General features: G+C 66.6%; 16 protein-coding genes and 2 pseudogenes. 14 read left to right on the top strand and 4 right to left on the bottom strand.

The window, feature by feature from the left end:
• Positions 1-18: 18 nt before the first annotated feature.
• A complete protein-coding gene (locus tag OG716_RS02925) occupies positions 19-363 on the top strand; it encodes a hypothetical protein (protein WP_405136146.1) in 345 nt (114 codons plus the stop codon).
• A 137-nt stretch (positions 364-500) separates the two neighbouring features.
• Here OG716_RS02925 and OG716_RS02920 read toward each other — a convergent pair whose 3' ends face one another.
• Positions 501-2,294, bottom strand: coding sequence for an MFS transporter (locus OG716_RS02920; protein ID WP_405136145.1), 1,794 nt, complete (start codon positions 2,292-2,294; stop codon positions 501-503).
• A 262-nt stretch (positions 2,295-2,556) separates the two neighbouring features.
• Here OG716_RS02920 and OG716_RS02915 point away from each other — a divergent pair.
• From OG716_RS02915 to OG716_RS02905, 3 genes and pseudogenes are all read left to right on the top strand, one after another.
• Positions 2,557-3,569, top strand: a pseudogene (locus OG716_RS02915) (hypothetical protein).
• 103 nt (positions 3,570-3,672) lie between these two features.
• The gene (locus OG716_RS02910; protein ID WP_405136144.1) at positions 3,673-4,536 is read left to right on the top strand and encodes an alpha/beta fold hydrolase; all 864 of its coding nucleotides are present in this window, start codon (positions 3,673-3,675) and stop codon (positions 4,534-4,536) included.
• Positions 4,537-4,927: 391 nt separating this feature from the next.
• On the top strand, positions 4,928-5,563 hold the full coding sequence (locus OG716_RS02905) for a TetR/AcrR family transcriptional regulator (protein ID WP_405139485.1): 636 nt from the start codon (positions 4,928-4,930) through the stop codon (positions 5,561-5,563).
• A 13-nt stretch (positions 5,564-5,576) separates the two neighbouring features.
• Here the strand turns inward: OG716_RS02905 and OG716_RS02900 are convergent, their stop codons facing one another.
• Positions 5,577-5,873, bottom strand: coding sequence for a hypothetical protein (locus OG716_RS02900; RefSeq protein WP_405136143.1), 297 nt, complete (start codon positions 5,871-5,873; stop codon positions 5,577-5,579).
• A 64-nt stretch (positions 5,874-5,937) separates the two neighbouring features.
• Here OG716_RS02900 and OG716_RS02895 point away from each other — a divergent pair.
• Positions 5,938-6,634, top strand: a pseudogene (locus OG716_RS02895) (LLM class flavin-dependent oxidoreductase).
• On the opposite strand, the gene cynR reads toward OG716_RS02895, so the two are convergent.
• Positions 6,574-7,518, bottom strand: coding sequence for a transcriptional regulator CynR (cynR, locus tag OG716_RS02890; RefSeq protein ID WP_405139483.1), 945 nt, complete (start codon positions 7,516-7,518; stop codon positions 6,574-6,576). The pseudogene OG716_RS02895 and the gene cynR overlap by 61 nt on opposite strands.
• Before the next feature lie 127 nt (positions 7,519-7,645).
• On the opposite strand from cynR, the gene OG716_RS02885 reads away from it, so the two are divergent.
• Both OG716_RS02885 and cynS read left to right on the top strand, forming a co-directional pair.
• Positions 7,646-8,230, top strand: coding sequence for a carbonic anhydrase (locus OG716_RS02885; RefSeq protein ID WP_405136142.1), 585 nt, complete (start codon positions 7,646-7,648; stop codon positions 8,228-8,230).
• Between the two features lie 27 nt (positions 8,231-8,257).
• Complete coding sequence (gene cynS / locus OG716_RS02880; protein WP_405136141.1) at positions 8,258-8,728, top strand: cyanase; 471 nt, start codon at positions 8,258-8,260, stop codon at positions 8,726-8,728.
• 9 nt (positions 8,729-8,737) lie between these two features.
• Here the strand turns inward: cynS and OG716_RS02875 are convergent, their stop codons facing one another.
• Complete coding sequence (locus OG716_RS02875; protein ID WP_405136140.1) at positions 8,738-9,490, bottom strand: EI24 domain-containing protein; 753 nt, start codon at positions 9,488-9,490, stop codon at positions 8,738-8,740.
• Between the two features lie 533 nt (positions 9,491-10,023).
• Here OG716_RS02875 and OG716_RS02870 point away from each other — a divergent pair.
• From OG716_RS02870 to OG716_RS02840, 7 genes are read left to right on the top strand one after another with little or no spacing between them, the layout of a single operon-like run.
• Positions 10,024-12,075, top strand: a complete 2,052-nt coding sequence (locus OG716_RS02870) for a dipeptide ABC transporter ATP-binding protein (RefSeq protein ID WP_405136139.1) — start codon at positions 10,024-10,026, stop codon at positions 12,073-12,075.
• 1 nt (position 12,076) lies between these two features.
• A complete protein-coding gene (locus OG716_RS02865; RefSeq protein ID WP_405136138.1) occupies positions 12,077-12,943 on the top strand; it encodes an ABC transporter permease in 867 nt (288 codons plus the stop codon).
• A gap of 1 nt (position 12,944) precedes the next feature.
• The gene (locus tag OG716_RS02860) at positions 12,945-13,943 is read left to right on the top strand and encodes an ABC transporter permease (RefSeq protein ID WP_405136137.1); all 999 of its coding nucleotides are present in this window, start codon (positions 12,945-12,947) and stop codon (positions 13,941-13,943) included.
• 53 nt (positions 13,944-13,996) lie between these two features.
• The gene (locus OG716_RS02855) at positions 13,997-15,577 is read left to right on the top strand and encodes an ABC transporter substrate-binding protein (RefSeq protein WP_405136136.1); all 1,581 of its coding nucleotides are present in this window, start codon (positions 13,997-13,999) and stop codon (positions 15,575-15,577) included.
• Between the two features lie 3 nt (positions 15,578-15,580).
• Positions 15,581-16,393 carry an N-acyl homoserine lactonase family protein gene (locus OG716_RS02850; RefSeq protein ID WP_405136135.1) on the top strand — a complete coding sequence of 271 codons (813 nt, stop codon included), beginning with the start codon at positions 15,581-15,583 and terminating at the stop codon, positions 16,391-16,393.
• Positions 16,390-17,109 carry a hypothetical protein gene (locus OG716_RS02845; protein WP_405136134.1) on the top strand — a complete coding sequence of 240 codons (720 nt, stop codon included), beginning with the start codon at positions 16,390-16,392 and terminating at the stop codon, positions 17,107-17,109. Before OG716_RS02850 ends, OG716_RS02845 begins: the two co-directional genes overlap by 4 nt.
• The gene (locus OG716_RS02840; protein WP_355126099.1) at positions 17,106-18,140 is read left to right on the top strand and encodes a 2-oxoglutarate and iron-dependent oxygenase domain-containing protein; all 1,035 of its coding nucleotides are present in this window, start codon (positions 17,106-17,108) and stop codon (positions 18,138-18,140) included. Before OG716_RS02845 ends, OG716_RS02840 begins: the two co-directional genes overlap by 4 nt.
• The last annotated feature ends 47 nt before the right edge of the window (positions 18,141-18,187 follow it).

Here is an 18,187-nt window from a genome sequence, read left to right as displayed (position 1 = left end):
TCGCGGTGCACCGGCGATATGACCGCAGCCGACCTCGCCCTCGGCGCAGCGGCCACCCCCGCTGAGGCCCGCTTCGCCGATGATGCCGCCGCGCAGACGGTTTCGGACCTCGAATCACGCACCAACCTGCCGAAGGTCGCCGCGAACCTGCCGACCCACATCGTCCGCGGCGACGCCGCTCTCCTGGTGAGCACCGCATGGCCGACCGCGGCGATCGCCAGGATGTGCACTCTGGGCACCCCGGTCCACGATCTGGTCGTCCCCGGCGGCCACAGCGCCCCGGACAAGGTATCCGATCAGTGGCTGCCGTGGATCGGCGACCTGTTCGCCGCCACGCCCTTCAAATCCACCTGCCCGCAGTGACTTACGCCCCGGCTGTCGGCATTTCACCGGTGCCGGTCCGTTCGGCACCGTAGATTGGCGACGATGCCCCCACCCGGGGTGAAGATGTTCCGGTCCTGGGGGCAATGTCTCCGTTTACAGTCTGAAACGTCTCAATTTCACTGCAGTTCCGTGCCATGACCTCCAACACTCGTCGTGCCGGACTCGCCGCTATCGCCATCGCCGCCGCACTGGTTGCCGTCGCCGGACCCGCCTCCGCCGATACCACGCCCACCTCGGGCTCCTCCAGCCTCACCACCATGAGCTCCAGCAATGGCACCACGCCGCTGGGCAATTTCTGGACCACCATCATCAATACGATCGGTGTTGCCGCCGGTTCGTCCGCCCCGGCCAAATAGCGCTTCCGGATCCGGCAGGGTCTTCGCCGCGTCGAGCGCGGCGAAGATCGCTGCGGCCAGGATCAGTAGCGCCGAAACCAGCAGTGCCACATCGAGTCCGTGATGGAATGCGGCTTTGCCGGTGTCGAGCACCTCGGACACCTTCGACAGATATTTGAGATACGGGCTGAGGTCGGCGCCCTCGGGGATGCGGCCGCGTTCGAGTGCGTCGATGACGGGTGGCTGTAATGCGGCCGGTAGACCCAGTTCGTTCATCCGGGCCTTCAGATCCGAGGTGAGGAACGAATTCACCAGGGCCCCGAGCACGGCGACGCCGACGGCGGAACCGACCTGGCGCATGGTATTGGTCGCCGCGGCGGCCATACCCGAGTGCTCCGGCGGTACTCCGGACATCACGGCGGACGTCAAAGGCACTACGGCAATACCGAATCCGAGGCCGGCCACCGCCATCGCACCGGCCAGCGGCAGATCGTGCAGTGGACCGGCGAGGGCCAGACGGGTCAGCAGGATGCCACCGGCGCCGAGCACACAACCGATGATCATGGGGATGCGCGCGCCACGACGTGCCACCCAGAAGCCCGCACCCAGCGATCCGGCGATGATGGCGACGGCCATCGGCGCGAAGACCGTGGCGGTGCGCGCACCCGAATACGACTGCATCACTTGCAGATACAGCGCGGTGAAGAAGAAGATCGAGAAGATGCCGAAGTAGACGGCGAAGGCGACCGCCAGCGCACCACGCACGCCCGCCCGACCGAGATATCGAAAGTCGAACAGTGGTGCGCGCGAACGCATTTCGACGGCGATGAAACCCGCCAGCGCGAAACCACCGAGCACGAACAGCGCGATCACCGAGGGCGCGCTGTAACCCAGGTCCTCGCCGGAGGTCGCGGCATAGATCACCGAACCGAGAAAGGTTGCGCCGAGCAGGATTCCGCGCCAGTCGAGCGGACCCGGCCGCGGGTCGGCGCTTTCCGGGACGGACCACAGTGCCGCAGCCAGAGCCACCGCCCCGATCACCAGATTGAACCAGAAGATCGAGCGCCACCCGTACGCGTGCACGAGCACTCCGCCCAGTACCGGCCCGGCCGCCAGCGCCAGCCCGGATACCGCCGCCCATACGCCGAGCGCCTTGGCGCGCGCCCGATCCTCCGGGAAGATCTGCCGCACTACCGATAGCGTGCCCGGTTCCGAAGCGGCCGCACCCACTCCCATGATCGCTCGACCGGCGATGAGCACCGGCACGCTGGCCGCGAGTGCCGCGATCACCGATCCGGCGCAGAAGATCACCAATCCGATGATCATGACGCGCTTGCGCCCCCACCGGTCACCGAACGAGCCGCCCGCCAGCATGAGACTGGCGAAGACCAGCGTGTAGGCATTGACCACCCACTGCAGCAGCATCACATCGGTATCGAGCTCACGGCGGATATCGCCGAGCGCGACGCTGACAACCGTTGTGTCGAGGAAGGTGACGAAGAGTACGGCGGTGGCCGCCGCCAGGGCGATGCCCGGCCGCGCCGCCGTACTCGGTGCTTTCTCGATCGACGCCACCGGATCAGGCTACCGACCAGGGGCGTCGAGGGGCTGCCACGGCTTCGGAGTGGGCGTTTCCGGCTTTCGACCTGTGGGCGGGACGACCATCGCAGAGCTCCCGCGGTGACGGGTTCCCCCTATTGAGGGAGGCGGAAGTCCGCCTCACGGGCGACGTGGACCGGTGGGTGCGATCCGTACCGTCGAAGACCTCCAGCCAGTTCGTTCCGATGGCTGTCCGCGGTATTCGCCTGTCCGACAACATCGTTCATCAGGAGGTTCCGTGCTTTCCGCCCTGGTACCGGCTATCCGGACTCCGGAGCTACGGCGGAAGATCCTGCTCACCCTCGGACTGCTCGCACTGGTTCGTCTCGGCGCGACACCGCCGTCACCCGGCGTCGGCTACAAGACCGTGCGCGACTGCGCCGCCATCGCTTCCGACGGCGATTCCGGCGGTGTCTACCAGCTCATCAATCTCTTCTCCGGCGGTGCGCTGCTACAGCTTTCGGTCTTCGCGATCGGCATCATTCCGTACGTCACCGCGAGCATCATCACCCAGCTGCTGACGGTGGTGATCCCCCGTTTCGAAGAACTGCGCAAGGAGGGCCGGACCGGGCAGAACAAGATCACGCAGTACACCCGCTACCCGGCTGTCGCACTGGCGGTTCTGCAGGCGCCGACCCTGGTGGCGCTGGCCGGGCACGGCCGGCTACTGCGCGGCTGCCCCAAGAATGTGCTGGTGAACAGCTCGCCCTTCGGCATGATCAGCATTGTGCCGGTGATGACCGCGGGCGCCGCACTGGTCATGTGGTTCGGGGAGCTGATCACCGAGCGCGGCATCGGTAACGGCATGTCGCTCTTGATCTTCGCCGGGATCGCGGCCCGCATCCCGAGCCAGGGCTCGGCGATTCTGGGCAGCCGGGGTGTCCTGATTCTCGCGGGAATCGGCGGCGCGGCGCTCCTGACGATTATCGGCGTGATCTTCATCGAGCAGGGCTCGACTACCTCAACCACGTCCTCGGCCGGATCACCCTGCCCGGTTCGATCTACCTCGGTGCTGTCGCCGTACTGCCGAACCTGCTGCTGCACTTCGGCGGTACCACTACGACCCAGACCCTGGCGCTCGGCGGCACCTCGGTGCTGATCGTGGTGAGTGTCGGGCTCGATACCGTCAAAACCCACGTCTCGAATGTCCTGGCCGAACTCGGCGTCCGCGACCGCGTTCACGCCGCCGTCTACGCCCACACCCGTCGTATAGTCCCGCGTGAGCCCCAGTTCGAAAGAAGCGGGACATAACCCGAGTTCCCTCATGAATGGACCCGGGGTCGGCTGCACCGATGATTTTCGGATGAGTCCGTCGTCGATACCTCTGGATGTACCGACAGACAGGAGTTCAGACATGGCGGGATCGGTTCGAAGCGGCATGGGTTCGGTGCGGGTGAACGGTGTGGAGCTCGGTATCGAGAGCTTCGGGCGCGAGGATGATCCGCTGGTTCTGCTGATCGGCGGGACCACGATGCTGTCCTGGCCTGACGCGCTGTGCGAGCGGCTCGCGCCGCGTGCGCGGCGGGTGGTCCGGTACGACCTGCGGGACTGCGGCGCCTCGACGACGCTCGACCCGGAGAATCCGGGGTATGACCTGCGGGATCTCGCTGCTGACGCGGCTGCGCTGGCCGGGACGCTCGGTGCCGGGAACGCCCACCTCGGTGGGGTCGGCGTGGGTGGGATGGTTGCCCAGGTAGCCGCGCTGGAGTACCCGGAGGTGTTCTCCGCGCTGACGCTTGTCGGCACTCGGGCGGTGGCGCCGGGACCGGTCGACGGGGATTTGCCGGACCATGACGGCGCGGTCATGGGGGCGGTGTTCTCGCAGCCGCTACCGGACTGGAAGGACAGGGATGCTGTTGCGGCATTCGCTGCCGGGGGCGCCGAGCTGATGGGGAATGATCCGCAGGAGGCGCGGGAGACGGCGGGGCGAATCTGGGACCGGACGCCGTCGAGTGATGCCGCGGTGCATCAGGCGAATCAGCTCGGGATGGTGTTCTCGCGGATCGACTGCTCGCCTCGATGGCGGGAGCGGCTCGGTGAGCTAGATGTGCCCACGCTCGTGGTGCACGGTCGCGCCGACCCGTTCTTTCCGGTCGGCAATGGTGAGGCCCTCGCGGCCGAGATCCCCTCGGCGCGACTGCTTGTCCTCGACGATATGGGTACCGCCCTGCGGCCCACCGCCGCCGAACAGATCGCTGCCGCCATGCTCGCCCTCTGACTGCGCCGCGGGTGGCGAGGCCCCGGCGGCGGCTGCCGGGGCCTCGACCGTTCACGATCGTCACCGGGTCCGTTGCAGGCGGAGCGGGTGACGACCACGGGCCGGCCCGAGAAAGCGGCCCGCGGCTTTACAGCTCTTGCTGCCGGAAATCGGAGCTGGAGCCGAAAGTTACTGTCCATGCACGCACACGCCATCGAGATAATGTGTGCGGGTTGGCCTCTCGCGTGTATTCACCAGCGTTGCGAAGCGCCGCCCACGCTACGCCAAAGCTTGGACAGTCGTCAAGATTTTCTATGACAACTGTCCAAGCGCTAGGCATCGGGGTTAGTCGGATCGGCTATAGACTCGGGACGGTTCGTCACCAGGTGCCGGATGCCGAAGGAGAAACACGATCAAGGAAAGCGTCGAGAAGCGGGCGCGACACGCCCGCGACGACAAGTTCGCCGAGCGGCGGACCCAGTTGGCGACCGCGGCGCTGGACACGTTGGCGGAGTTGGGTTACGCGCGCACCAGCCTGCGCGAGATCGCTCAGAAGTCCGAGTTCTCACACGGTGTGCTGCACTACTACTTCAGCGACAAGGTCGAGCTGCTCACCCACGCGGTCCAGCTGTACGAGGCCGTCTGCGTCACCCGGTACGACGATGTCGTCGCCACCTCACACACCGCCGAGGAACTGCGGGACGCCTTCAGCGCCCTGATGGCCGGCACCCTGCAGGACGACGCCCCACTGCATCGGCTCTGGTACGACGTCCGCAATCAGGGCCTGTTCGAGGAATCGTTCCGCACGGACGTCGTCGACATCGACAAGCGCCGGCAGCAGATGATCGCCAATGTCGTGGAGCGCTATGCCGTCCTGTGCGATTGCCCGCTGGTCGTCAGCCAATCCCTCGCGTACGCCACCTTCGACGGACTCTTCCAGCAGGCCCTGCTGCGCCACTACGCCGATGAACCCGATGCCGCGGAATCCCTGCGCCACGACGCGGCCCAACTCCTCGATCTGACCATCGGGTGCACGCACCGCGTATAGGCGTTCGGCGTTGTCACGCATGCTCTTCCGCAGGTGCACTGTCGAAGAGTTCGATCAGCCCGAAGGGCGCGCGGTCGCCGAGGCAGAGATCGAGGATCTCCACGGCGTCCGCGTAGAAAGTCGCACTCCGGGGGAACAGAGCCGCTTCGTAGGCGGTGAGTGCGGCTTCGATATCGCCGGGGTGCGCGGCGATCGCCATCGCCAGTTCGGCGCCGTCGAACATGGCCAGATGGCGGCGCAGCTGCGTGACCATGACGATCGCGAGCAATTCCTGGCGGGCATAGATACCGTCCGATAGCCGCTGCCGCACCGGGTTTCGTTCACGGCGAAGGTAATCATCGTGGTTCCGCCGCGGGCGTCTTAGCGTGGATGAAATGGGTGACGCGCGGCGGCGGCCGTTGAAAACGGTTACGGGAGTGAGCGGTTCGGCGGACGTGTACGCGGACGCGCTGGACCCGGGGCGATCGACGGTAGCGTCGGCGATCGAGATCGCGAAGCTCGCGGAGACGCATCGGTTCGATGCGCTGTTCGCCGCCGACCTGCTCAGTTTCGGGGCGCAGGGTGCGATCGGCGCGCAGGAGCCACTGATCTTCCTGGCCGCGCTGCGCTCGGTGACCAGCCAGATCGGGTTGATCGCCACGGTGACGACGACCTTCCACCATCCCTACAAGCGGAATAGATCTCGCCGAGCTGCCACTGGATCAGCCGATCCCGGAGAGCCTGCTCCGCGATGTGCGTTCGGTACAGCGCAGGCGCGGTCGCGTGGAAATCTTCAGCGCCTTCGCCCGTTCCGGAAAGACCTTGCGAGAGTTGATTATCGCCGCCGAGGACACCGGCCACTGGGCCGCGGCGGGTACCCCCGAACAGCTCGCGGACACCATTGCCGAACGCTACGACGCGGGCGTGCTCGACGTGATCTCCCTCGGCGGCCTGGCCGATCCCCGCACCCGCGACTTCCTGTTGAACGGGCTGCTCCCGGAATTGCGCCGCCGCCACATTGTCGGCGACGACTACGTCGGCGCGACCTTCCGCGACAATCTCGAGCTGCCGCCGCTTCCGCCCGTGGGATAGCCCCGGTCGCGAATGAGCTCACCGGCGAGGGCGAGAAAGGCGCGGGTGGCGGCGCTGCTGTAGGCGCCGTCGCGGCGCAGCAGGGCCACGGTTCGTGCGGGCAGCGCCGGTTCGAGGCGGACGGAAGTCAGGCCGAGGTGGCTGTCGGCGATGGCGTCGGGCAGGACGGTGATCAGTGCGGTCCGCTGGACTATCTCGACGAGAGCCTGAATCGAGTCGGCCTGCACTGAGATTCGCGGACTGACCTGATGGGCGGCCAGATAGGCATCGATATGCGTGCGGGTGGAGAACCCGCCGCTGAGCAGTGCGAGCCGGTAGTCGGCGAGCGCAGCCACCGGGACGGCCGCGCTGCGACCCGCATCCGGATGTTCCACTCCGACAACAAGACTGAGGCTTTCGGTGAACAGCCGGGTGGCGTCTACACCGGCCAGATGCGGTCCGTCGAAGGCAATGCCGAGGTCGAATTCGTCTGCCAGCAAACCAGTTTCGAGCCGATGCTGGGGTACCTCGCGCACCTGGAGGTCGATCCCGGGGTGGCGGCTGTGCATCTGCTCGACGAGCGGACCGACGAGGTAGGCAGTGAAGGTCGGAGTCACCGCCAGGCACAGACTGCCCCGGGTCAGATCGGCCACATCGCTGACGGCGCGGTCGGCGGCCGCCAGATCGCCGAGCACCCGCCGCGCGTAGTGGATGTATGCGGTCCCGGCGTCGGTCAGCCGCACACTGCGGCCGCTGCGGTCCAGCAATTGCGCGCCGACCGCGCGTTCCAGCTGCTTGACCTGCTGCGACAACGTGGGTTGCGAAACATGCAGATCTTCGGCGGCGCGCGTGAAGTTGCCGCGCTCGGCCACCGCGAGCAGGTAGCGCAGATGCCGGAGTTCCAGGGCCACCTCCGCACTATAGATGAGGCCAATAGATTCCATGATTACTGCGTCTTGGACACTATAGACACTGGTCAGCCAGAGTGGATCTTGTCAGCCGCACCGGCAGATTCCATCCGAAGGAGTGACCATGCACGATCTTGCCGCGGGAGTCGCGCGCTTCCAGCGCACCGTATTTCCCGCCAAGACGCCGCTGTTCGCCGAACTGGCGACCACGCACCGCCCGACGGCCCTGTTCATCGGCTGCTCCGATGCGCGGGTGGTGCCGGAGCTGATCACCCAGAGCGAGCCCGGTGAGCTGTTCGTCATCCGCACCGCGGGCAATATCGTGCCCGCCTACTCCCCCGGTTCGGACGGCGTCGCGGCGAGCATCGAATACGCGGTCGCCATGCTGAAGGTCAGCGAGATCGTGGTCTGCGGACATTCGGCCTGCGGGGCGATGACCGCGCTGGCCGAAGGTCACGATCTCACGGGCGCACCGGCGGTCGCGAGCTGGCTCCGGCATGCCGATGCCTCGATGGCCCGCGCCTCGCGCACCGGCGAGTCCGTCGCAAATCTGGTGCGCGCGAATGTATCCGCACAACTGGCGAACCTCGCGACCCACCCCTCGGTGGCCGCGGCGCTCGCCGCGAACACCCTCACCCTGCGTGGTTGGGTGTACGAAATCCCCACGGGCGCTGTCGAAGAACTCGACCTCGCCGGCCACCCGGCCTGATCTCACCTCTCGATAAGGAACCCCCTCATGGTGCACTCCCAGTTCGATCCCGCCGCCCGCCAGACGCTGGCCATCGTGGCCGTCGACGCCAAGATGCGAAAGGACCTGTCCTGGCAGCAGATTGCCGATGTCACCGGCCTGTCGGTCGCTTTCGTCACCGCCGCCGTCCTCGGTCAGCACCCGCTGCCCGAAGCCGCCGCGGTCGCGGTCGCCGAACTGCTGAGCCTCGACGACGATGCCGCGCTGCTGCTGCAGACCATCCCGACCCGTGGCTCGATCCCGGGCGGCATCCCGACCGATCCGACCATCTACCGTTTCTACGAAATGCTGCAGGTCTACGGGACCACACTGAAAGCGCTTGTCCACGAACAGTTCGGTGACGGCATCATCAGCGCCATCAATTTCAAGCTGGACGTGAAGAAGGTCGCCGACCCCGACGGTGGCGAGCGCGCCGTCATCACCCTGGACGGCAAATACCTGCCGACCAAGCCGTTCTGACGGGTCGGCTCAGGACGCGGTGGCCGAATCCAGATCCCGCACCAGCAGGGTCGCACCGGCCACCGCACCCGGCATGAGGAATACCGCCACCACCGGAATCAGAAACGCCACGGCCAGCGGTACGCCGAAGCCCCACACCAGCAGGCGCCGCGATCGCATCAGCGCGAGCTGCTCCCGAACCTGAACACCCCGGCGCTGCAGTGCCACCGAGGTAAGTTCCTGGGCCAGAAAGAAACCCGTGACACCGATGCCGATCACCGGCACCACGGTCTGCCCCAGCACCGGAATGAGCCCGAGCGCGAACAACAGCACGGCCCACACCAGCGCCCGCGCCAGCAGCCGAATACTGTCGCGCGTCGAGATCCACAGCTCGCGCGCCATCGACCTACCGGACTCCGGCGCCCTCCCGTCCGGGGATTCGGACTTGTCGACCTGTTCGGACAGCTTCTCGTAGAACGGCTGCCCGATGATCAGGGTGACCGCGGTGAAGGCGACAGCCGCGAGCAGCAGCCCCAGCACGAAGACCCCGACCACCAGGAACCCGCGGAACAGCCCGAGCCACGGCGCACTCCAGTCGTCCGCGAACGGGGTCGCCCAGGTGACGAAATCATCCGCCCCGAAAGCCAATCCGATGAACGCGGCCACATAAATCACCAGCGTGATCAGCCCCGGCAGCAGCCCGAACCCGAACCACCGCCGATTCCGGCCGACCCACCGCTGCCCCGCCACCAGATAGCCGAACCCATTCCCCAGATCACGCATGCGCACACCCTATCGGGGGACCACGCCCTGCCGGCAGCCGATGACCGCGCACCAACGCCGCGGCCGAATCCGACTTTCGCCTCCCGGCCCGGCGATCCCCTCACCTCCCACGGCAGCTGAGCGAGAAGCCTCGCCGGCACGGAGACCTGCCCGATCCGAGCACCACCCGAACAGCCGATCCAGCCGCGCGGGAACAGCCGCTGCTCGCAGCGACGGCCGCGTGATGAGCCGCTGCGGCTCGGACGGTTCGAACGAACCCCGGCGGCCCCGATCGAATTCCGCGGGGACAGCGACCATCTCGCAGCGGGCACTGCGGCAGCTCGGACCGGCAGTCCACCGAGAAACCGCATTTATGCAGATCAGACCTAGAAACCCAGCTCTCCCAGCGCAGTCCGAGCGTTTTCTGTCACTCGATAGAAACCATCGGCAATCCAGAAGTTACCAGGGGCAGCACAAGCGATACGTGTGCGTCATCGAAAGACGCAGTGGCACCTAAAAACTATCGGTTGACAGGTTGATCGGTAGGAGCGTTCATGGGCACTGCATTGATGGACACGGCACTGAGCGATGTCGCCGCTGTCGAAGACCTGCGGGTGACGTTCCGGCGCAGCGGGCGCGACCTGCATGCGCTGCGCGGAGTGTCACTGACGGTACGCCGGGGCGAGATCCTCGGACTCGTCGGCGAATCGGGTTCCGGCAAGAGCGTTCTCGGGTTCTCACTCTTGGGATTGCTGCCGGCGGGAACCCGCACCGACGGCGCGGTGACCGTCGCCGGAACGGACATGATCGGCGGGAATGCCAAGACCTTGGCGCGGGTACGCAAGCTCGATCTGGGTGCGGTGTTCCAGGATCCGATGACTTCGCTGAATCCGACCATGCGCATCGGAAAGCAGGTGATCGAGGCCGCCGGCACCGCCGAGGAGGCGCAGCGCCTGCTCGCGGCCGTGGGAATACCCGAGCCCGCGCGCCGCATGCGCAGCTATCCGCACGAGCTCTCCGGCGGGCTGCGCCAGCGCGTGATGATCGCCATGGCGATCGCGGGCAATCCCGAACTGATCATTGCGGACGAGCCCACCACCGCACTCGATGTGACGGTGCAGGCGCAGGTTCTCGCACTGCTCAAAACGATTCGCGACGAGCTCGGCTGCGGCATTCTGATGATCACCCACGATCTCGGGGTGGCGGCGCAGATATCGGACCGGCTGGCGGTGCTGTACGCCGGGCGGATCGCCGAGATCGGACCGACCGCCGAGGTGCTCGCCGCACCCGCGCATCCGTACACCCGCGGACTGCTGCGCTCGCGTTTGACGCTGCGGACTCGACCGGATCAGCGATTGCCCTCACTTCCCGGCGAGGTGCCCAGTCCGGCAAATCCCCTCTCCGGCTGCGCTTTCGCCCCGCGCTGTGCGCATACGACACCGGATTGCGCCGCGGCCCCGCCCGACCCGGTGGCGATCGCCCCGGACCGGGTGTCGGCCTGCATCCTGCCGCCGATCAGCACCGCCGATCCCGTACCGGTGTCCGTGGATACGCAGGACCCCAGCATCATTCAGGAGGCGATAGACCGCGCGCCGGCTCAGAACCAGGACGCCGGTGTGGCAGGTCAAGTGAATGTCCTGCCTGACAACGCCGGTGACACCGCGGAGCCTGCCATCGGAACTGCCGCCGAGACCGACGCCGTCGTCACGCTGCGCGATATCACCAAAACGTTTGCGGTCGGCGGTATTCGGCAGCGGGCGGTACTGCACGCGCTTCGGCGGGTATCACTGACAGTGGGGCGCGGCGAATCCGTAGCCCTGGTGGGCGAGAGCGGATGCGGCAAATCCACACTCCTGCGTGTGATCGCAGGCCTCGAACAGCCGACGGCCGGCGCGATCACGCTCGCCGGCGCGCAACGCCCGCAGATGGTGTTCCAGGATGCGGGTGCGTCACTGACGCCGTGGATGTCGGTGGGCGAGTTGATATCCGAGCGGCTGTTGCGCTCCGGACTCTCACGATCCGAACGCGCCGCCAAGGTCGAGGAGGCGCTGCGCCGGGTCGGGCTCATGCCGGAGATCGCCAAGGCGCGCGCCGGTCAGCTCTCGGGCGGTCAGCGCCAACGGGTTTCGCTGGCCCGCGCCACCGTGGTGCCGCCCTCGCTGCTGCTCTGCGATGAGCCGACCAGTGCGCTCGACGTCTCGCTGGCCGCGGCGGTGATCAACCTCATCGGCGATCTGCGCCGCAGCCTGAATATGTCGGTCGTCTTCGTCACGCACGATCTGGCGGTGGCCCGGGTGGTCGCCGACCGGATCGCGGTCATGTACCTCGGCCGCATTGTCGAAATCGGCACGGCCGAACAGGTTCTCGGCAATCCGGTGCACCCCTACACCCGAGCGCTGATCGCCTCCATCCCTGATCCGGCGCATGAGCCCGCCGCACCCGTGGGCGAGCCCGCCAGTCCGCTCGCACCGCCCTCCGGCTGCGCCTTCCACCCGCGCTGCCCGCTGGCCATCCCGGCCTGCAGTGACGAGGAGCTCGATGTCCGGCTCGAAGGCATTCCCGGCGGCACGCATCAGGTGGCGTGTATCGAACAGAAGGTGAGCTGAGATGACTGTCGCCCTGCCCGCGCTCACGCGATTGCGCGGCGCCCGAATCACGGTGGTGCCGCGCGCATTTCCCGGTGGCTGGAACTGGATCGGAGTGTCGCTGATCGGGGTGGTGACGCTGGCCGCCGTCGCGGTGCCGATCCTCGCACCCTACGATCCGCTGCTGCCGGTCGGCATGCCGCTGAGCGCACCCGGCCAGCACGGATTTCTGCTCGGCACCGACAATATCGGCCGCGATCTGCTCAGCCGGGTGCTCTACGGCATGCGGGCCAGCTGGTTCGCCGCACTCGCCGTGGTCGCCAGCGGACTGCTGGTGGGCGGGCTGGTCGGATTGATCGCGGGCACTGTCGGCGGCTGGGCCGACTCGCTGCTCATGCGCATTACCGATGCGTTCCTGGCCTTGCCCGCACCGGTGCTCGCCATTGCCGTGGTCGCCGCCCTCGGCCCGGGCTTCACCCACACCCTGATCGCGGTATCGATCGTCTGGTGGCCGTTCTACGCGCGGCTGGTCCGCGGCGATATCAGTGCGCTGGCGGCCCGCCCGCATGTCGAGGCGGCGAAACTCTGTGGTGTCGGGCCGATTCGGCTCGCCCTGCGGCATCTGCTGCCGGGGGCCGCGCCCGGTGCGCTGGTCGCCGCGAGCCTGGATCTGGGCACCCTCATCCTCACCCTGGCCTCGCTGTCGTTCCTGGGGCTCGGACAGGCCGCGCCCGCACCGGAACTCGGTGCGGACGCCGCCCGCAATCTCAGTTACTTCCTGCAGCAGTGGTGGATTCCGGTCATGCCCGGCCTTGGTGTCGCGGTGCTGGCCCTGATCGGCACCATCGCGGGCGACTGCCTGCGCAACCTGATGAAGAAGGAGGGGTAGCGTGCGCAATTTCATTCTGTCCCGGATCGCGGCGATGGTGGCCATCCTCATCGCACTGACCGCGGTAATGTTTGTGCTGCAGCGCATTTCGCCGCTGGACCCGGTGCACGCCCAGCTGGGCGGCTCCGCGTCACAGGGCGCCATCGCGGCGCGGCGGCACGAGCTCGGCCTGGATCGTCCGGTGCCCGTGCAGTTCTGGCACTATCTGACCTCGGCGGCACACGGCGATTTCGGCACCTCCTATCGCACCCGCCGTCCGGTCAGCACGGATCTGGTGAACTTCGTACCGGCGACACTGGAGCTGGCGCTGTGCGCGCTGCTCATCGCGCTGGTGCTGGCGGTTCTGCTGGCCTTTGCGACCACTCTGAACTGGCCCGGTTCGGGCCTGTTCCGCGCGGTGCTGTTCGTCGGCGCCTCGACACCGATGTTCCTGCTGGGCATTCTCGGCCTGATCGTCTTCTACCAGCAGCTGGGCTGGGTGCCCGCGAACGGCCGGACCTCGATCTCGGGCGCACCGACCGGCCCGACCGGACTGCTCACCGTCGACGGCCTGCTGGCCGGGCGCTTCGACGTGGCGGGTGATGCGATAAGCCATCTGATCCTGCCCGCCACCGTGATCGCCCTCGGCCCCGCGGTCGCCATCGGCCGGGTCCTGCGGTCCAGTCTGATCACCGATGTGGACAGCGATTACGCCCGCACCGCCAAGGCGAAGGGCCTCGGCCCGGCGCGCATCCTGCTCCGGCACGTACTGCGCAACTGTGTCGGCGCGGCACTGTCCATGACCGGATTGCAAGTGGGACTGATGTTCTCGGGCGTCCTGGTGGTCGAGCAGGTCTTCGGCTGGCCCGGAATCGGGCAGTACATCGCCCAGAGCATTCCGGTCGCCGACTTCCCGGCCATCGCGGGTGTGACCCTGCTGCTCGGCGCCGTCTACGTCGTCATCAACACCATTGTCGATCTCCTGCAAGCCGCCGCCGATCCACGCATCGTCGCCGTATGACACCGACCCCGACCTCCCTTTCCTCAGCACCGTCTTCTCGAAGGAACCGCCCGATGATCCATTCCGCCCGAAGGCTTTTCGCCGCCACCGCCATCGCGTCCGCGGCATTGCTCGCAGTCACCGCGTGCGGGTCCGCCAACCAGTCGCCCAATTCCGCACCCACCGACAAGGTGCTGCACCTGTCATTCCTGCAGGACCCGGGTCAGCCGCCGGACCCGGACGTGTACTACGCCGGGCAGGGCCTGCTGCTGACCACCAACCTGTACGAGGGTCTGCTGCAGTACGCGCCGGGTACCGACAAGGCGCAGCTGCAACCGCTGCTGGCCACCGCGTGGACCGCCTCGCCGGACAACAAAGTCTTCACCTTCACACTGCGGCAGGGCGTGAAATTCCACGACGGCACCCCGTTCACCTCGGCGGCGATCAAGACGTCGTTCGATCGCCGGCTCGCGGTGAATCAGGGCCCGGCGTACATGGTTTCGGACATAGATTCTGTTACTACACAGGGTGATTACGCCGCCACCATCACCCTGAAGGCGCCCAATGCGGTCTTCCTGGACTACCTGGCCTCGCCCTACGGGCCGCGCATGCTCAGCCCGACGGGTCTGGCCGCCAATGCCGGGAAGGACAATGACCAGGCGTATCTCACCACACACGATCTGGGCACCGGGCCGTACACGCTGACCGACGCTCAGGTCGGATCCCATTACGGTATGGCCGCTTTCGGCGACTACTGGGGCGCCAAGCCGTACTTCACCACGGTGGATCTGCCGGTGATCACCGACACTTCGGCGCAGCAGCTGCAATTCAACAATGGGCAGCTGGCCGCGGTACTGCACGACCTGCCGTCCTCCGCGGTGTCGTCGTACATCGGCAATTCCAAGTTCGCGAATTACTCACTGCCCACGATGATGTCGAACTACTTCTACGTGAACCCGCACAAGGGCATGTTCACCAACCAGGCCGCACGCGTCGCGCTCACCCAGGCGATCGATGTGCAGCAGATCGTGCAGCAGACCTACTTCGGTCGCGGCAAGGCCGCCGATCAGGTCTTCCCGCCGAATATGATGACGGCAGATTTCGCGAAACAGACTATCCCGCACGACACTTCGGCTCTGAAGAAGATCGTCGACAGTCTGCCCGCCGATCAGAAGACGGTCACCGTCGGATACGACTCCAGCAACCCTGACAACCAGCTCGTCGGCAATCTGATCCAGACCCAGCTCGCCACGGTCGGCATTACCGCAAAGGTGCAGGGCTACCCCACTTCTCAGATCTACGGCTGGCCCGGTACCGCCGCGGCCGATGCGCCCGAGATGCTGCTGCTGGCGGGTTGGCCGGACGCCCCCTCCCCGTACACCTGGGGCCACATCAACTTCGACCCCGACGGCGGCCTGAACTACCTGAACTGCTCCTCGCCCGACGTCACGTCCTCGCTGGCCAAGGGCCGCGAATCCGGTGCGTCGGACGTCTTCTCGACCGCGGCCGCCCAGGCCTCGGCGACCGGCTGCTGGCTCAATATCGCCGATGTCAACGACTTCATGGTCGCGCAGCCGTGGCTCAAGGGAGTGGCCGAGTCGCATGTCGTCTCCGAGCCGAACTCGCTGCGGATCGCCGGATTGTCGGTGGGCTGAACCATGACCGGATCGGTACGCCGCATCGTCCTGCTGACCCTCGGATGGGAGGACCTACCCAAATCCATTTCGGTGCACGGCGCTCCGGCCCACGAGCGCCTGCGTGAGCCCACACCGGGCGTGCTGTTGCAGACCGACGGCGGCTGGGTGCTGCTCGATACCGGATTCAATACCGCCCTGATCCGCGACCCGGCGCTGTACCGGCGGTTCTACCCGAGTGTGGAATACATTCCGGTGCTGCCCGGTCCGGGTGAGCCGATCGAGGAATCGCTGCACGACATAGGAATCGACATCGACGACATTCACGCCGTCGCCGTCAGTCATCTGCACCACGACCACGCCGGCGGCCTGAAGTTGTTCGCGGGCAAGGTGCCGGTGCATGCGCAGCGCATCGAGCTGGAGTACGGGCTGTCGAATCATCCTGAGCCGGAACATCATGCGATGGCACGGGTGGATTTCGACGATCCGCGCATCGAATGGCAGCTCGCCGACGGTGAGGCCGAGATCGCGCCCGGCATCACCGCGGTCCCGACCTACGGCCATACACCCGGGCATCAGAGTTTTGTGGTCGAGCTCGATCCCTCGGTGGGCGGCGGTGGCTTCGTCTTCGCCTTCGACGCAGCCGATCTCACCGAGAATATCGAGCAGGAGCTGGCGATCGGCGGCTATGTCGGGGTCGGCCACGAGGACACCATCGAGCCGATCCGCCGGCTCAAGAAGCTGGCCGCCGACAAGGGCTATCCGCTCATTCCCGGTCACGACCCGCACGCCTGGCCGGAGTGGACGCATCACTTCCACGAGCGGTTTCCCGGATGACGGCGCAGGAGGCGGGCACGCCGGTGCGCATAGCGGAGTGCGCGGGACTGTGGCAGCGCACCCTGCTGGTAGATACCGACGGTTCGCAGGACCTGACCACCGATGTGCGCTGGCTGCAGGGCCTGACCCGCTTCGTCGACTTACGCAGGCCGACACCGCGACCGGATTTCAGCGGGGTGCGCTGCGCCTCGGAACTGACCGATCAGCAGCACGGCTGGCTGCGTATGCAGGACGGCTTCGCGGGCGAGCTCACCCAGTACGACGACGTCTTCCATTGGCAGCGGCACCTCCAATTACAGCCACCCGGACCACATCCCGACGAAGGACGGATGAGCTACGCCGCCGGGGTACTGGTCGAAATCGGTGTGCACGCCGACTATTTCGAGCACTGGACCCGCGATGCACCGGCCCGGGACTGCTGGGCCATGGACGTGGAATCGCCCACCGGAGCTCGCGCGCTGCTGCTGCGGGTCGATGATCACTTCGGCTGGGCACGGCGTGATTCCGCAGGTGGCGTGGAGCTTTCGCTCGGCTCGGTATCCGCGGGCTGGATCATCAACGATTCCGCGCTGCCGTACCGGGAGCAGCAGTCGCTCACGCCGCGCTGGGCCGACGGTGATCGAAACACTCTGCACACCAATGACATCGACGCAGACGGCGCTCCGCTGACCTGGGAGTGGCTGGTTCGCTATACGGAAGGAAGCGTGACGTTATGAATAAGGCCACCTCGTTCACTTCGGTCCCGGTGATCGACGTCAGCGGGCTGCGATCCGACCATGCGGCGGACCGGTTGGCCGTAGCCAATGAAATCGGCAAGGCCGCACGCGAAGTCGGGTTCTTCTACATCAGCGGAACCGGCGTCGATCCCGCGCTCTTCGACGGACTGCTGGACGCCACCGAATCCTTCTTCGCCCTGCCGCTGCAGGAGAAGATGCGCTCGTATATCGGCCTGTCCCAATGCCATCGCGGCTATGTACCCACCGGCGAAGAGGGGTCCGATGAGGGTGTCCCGGATCTGAAGGAGGCCTTCGACACCGCGCTCGATCTGCCCGCTGACGATCCGGACCACCTCGCCGGCAATCCCATGCTCGGCCCCAATGTCTGGCCTGCGCTCCCGGGTTTCGCCGAGACCGTCACGGCCTACTACCAGGCCGTACTGGATATCGGCAGGCAGTTGCTGTGGGCCTTCGCCGTCACCCTCGGTGAAGATCCGGACACCTTCCTGCGCTACGCCACCAAGACCCCGAGCCAGCTCCGCCTCATCCACTACCCCTACAACCCCGCCAATGAAGACGCCATCGGCATCGGCGCGCACAGCGATTTCGAATGCTTCACCCTGCTCAAGCCGACCGCCCCGGGTCTGGAAGTCCTCAATGGCGCGGGCGATTGGATCGATGTCCCGCCGATTCCGGACACCTTCGTCATCAATATCGGCGACATGCTCGAACTGTGGACCAATGGCGAATTCGTCGCCACCACCCACCGCGTGCGCAAGGTGAAGGAGGAGCGCTACTCCTTCCCGCTCTTCTTCAACGTGGACTACGACACCGTCGTCCAGCCGCTCCCGCAATTCACCTCCTCCGACCGCCCGCAACGTGAGCCCCTCCGCGCCGGCGAACACCTCTTCGCCCAAACCGCCCAGATCTTCCGCTACCTCCGAACCCGCCTGGAAAGCGGCGACCTCGCACTCCCCGACGGCTCACTCCCGGTCGGCTCCTTCGGCCAGGAGGCCCGCCAACGCGCCTGACCGCGAGCCGAATCGACCGTTCACCCACCAGGACGGCGGGTATTGAG

Source organism: Nocardia sp. NBC_01388, from assembly GCF_045040085.1.
GTDB lineage: Bacteria > Actinomycetota > Actinomycetes > Mycobacteriales > Mycobacteriaceae > Nocardia.
This window is presented reverse-complemented; position numbering and strand designations above follow the sequence as displayed.

Bases quoted from the DNA above. Each gene is read 5' to 3' on its own strand.
- OG716_RS02925 (WP_405136146.1), top strand. From the start codon at position 19: ATGACCGCAGCCGACCTCGCCCTCGGCGCAGCGGCCACCCCCGCTGAG.
- OG716_RS02910 (WP_405136144.1), top strand. From the start codon at position 3,673: ATGGCGGGATCGGTTCGAAGCGGCATGGGTTCGGTGCGGGTGAACGGT.
- OG716_RS02885 (WP_405136142.1), top strand. From the start codon at position 7,646: ATGCACGATCTTGCCGCGGGAGTCGCGCGCTTCCAGCGCACCGTATTT.
- cynS (WP_405136141.1), top strand. From the start codon at position 8,258: ATGGTGCACTCCCAGTTCGATCCCGCCGCCCGCCAGACGCTGGCCATC.
- OG716_RS02875 (WP_405136140.1), bottom strand. From the start codon at position 9,490: ATGCGTGATCTGGGGAATGGGTTCGGCTATCTGGTGGCGGGGCAGCGG.
- OG716_RS02870 (WP_405136139.1), top strand. From the start codon at position 10,024: ATGGGCACTGCATTGATGGACACGGCACTGAGCGATGTCGCCGCTGTC.
- OG716_RS02865 (WP_405136138.1), top strand. From the start codon at position 12,077: ATGACTGTCGCCCTGCCCGCGCTCACGCGATTGCGCGGCGCCCGAATC.
- OG716_RS02855 (WP_405136136.1), top strand. From the start codon at position 13,997: ATGATCCATTCCGCCCGAAGGCTTTTCGCCGCCACCGCCATCGCGTCC.
- OG716_RS02850 (WP_405136135.1), top strand. From the start codon at position 15,581: ATGACCGGATCGGTACGCCGCATCGTCCTGCTGACCCTCGGATGGGAG.
- OG716_RS02845 (WP_405136134.1), top strand. From the start codon at position 16,390: ATGACGGCGCAGGAGGCGGGCACGCCGGTGCGCATAGCGGAGTGCGCG.
- OG716_RS02840 (WP_355126099.1), top strand. From the start codon at position 17,106: ATGAATAAGGCCACCTCGTTCACTTCGGTCCCGGTGATCGACGTCAGC.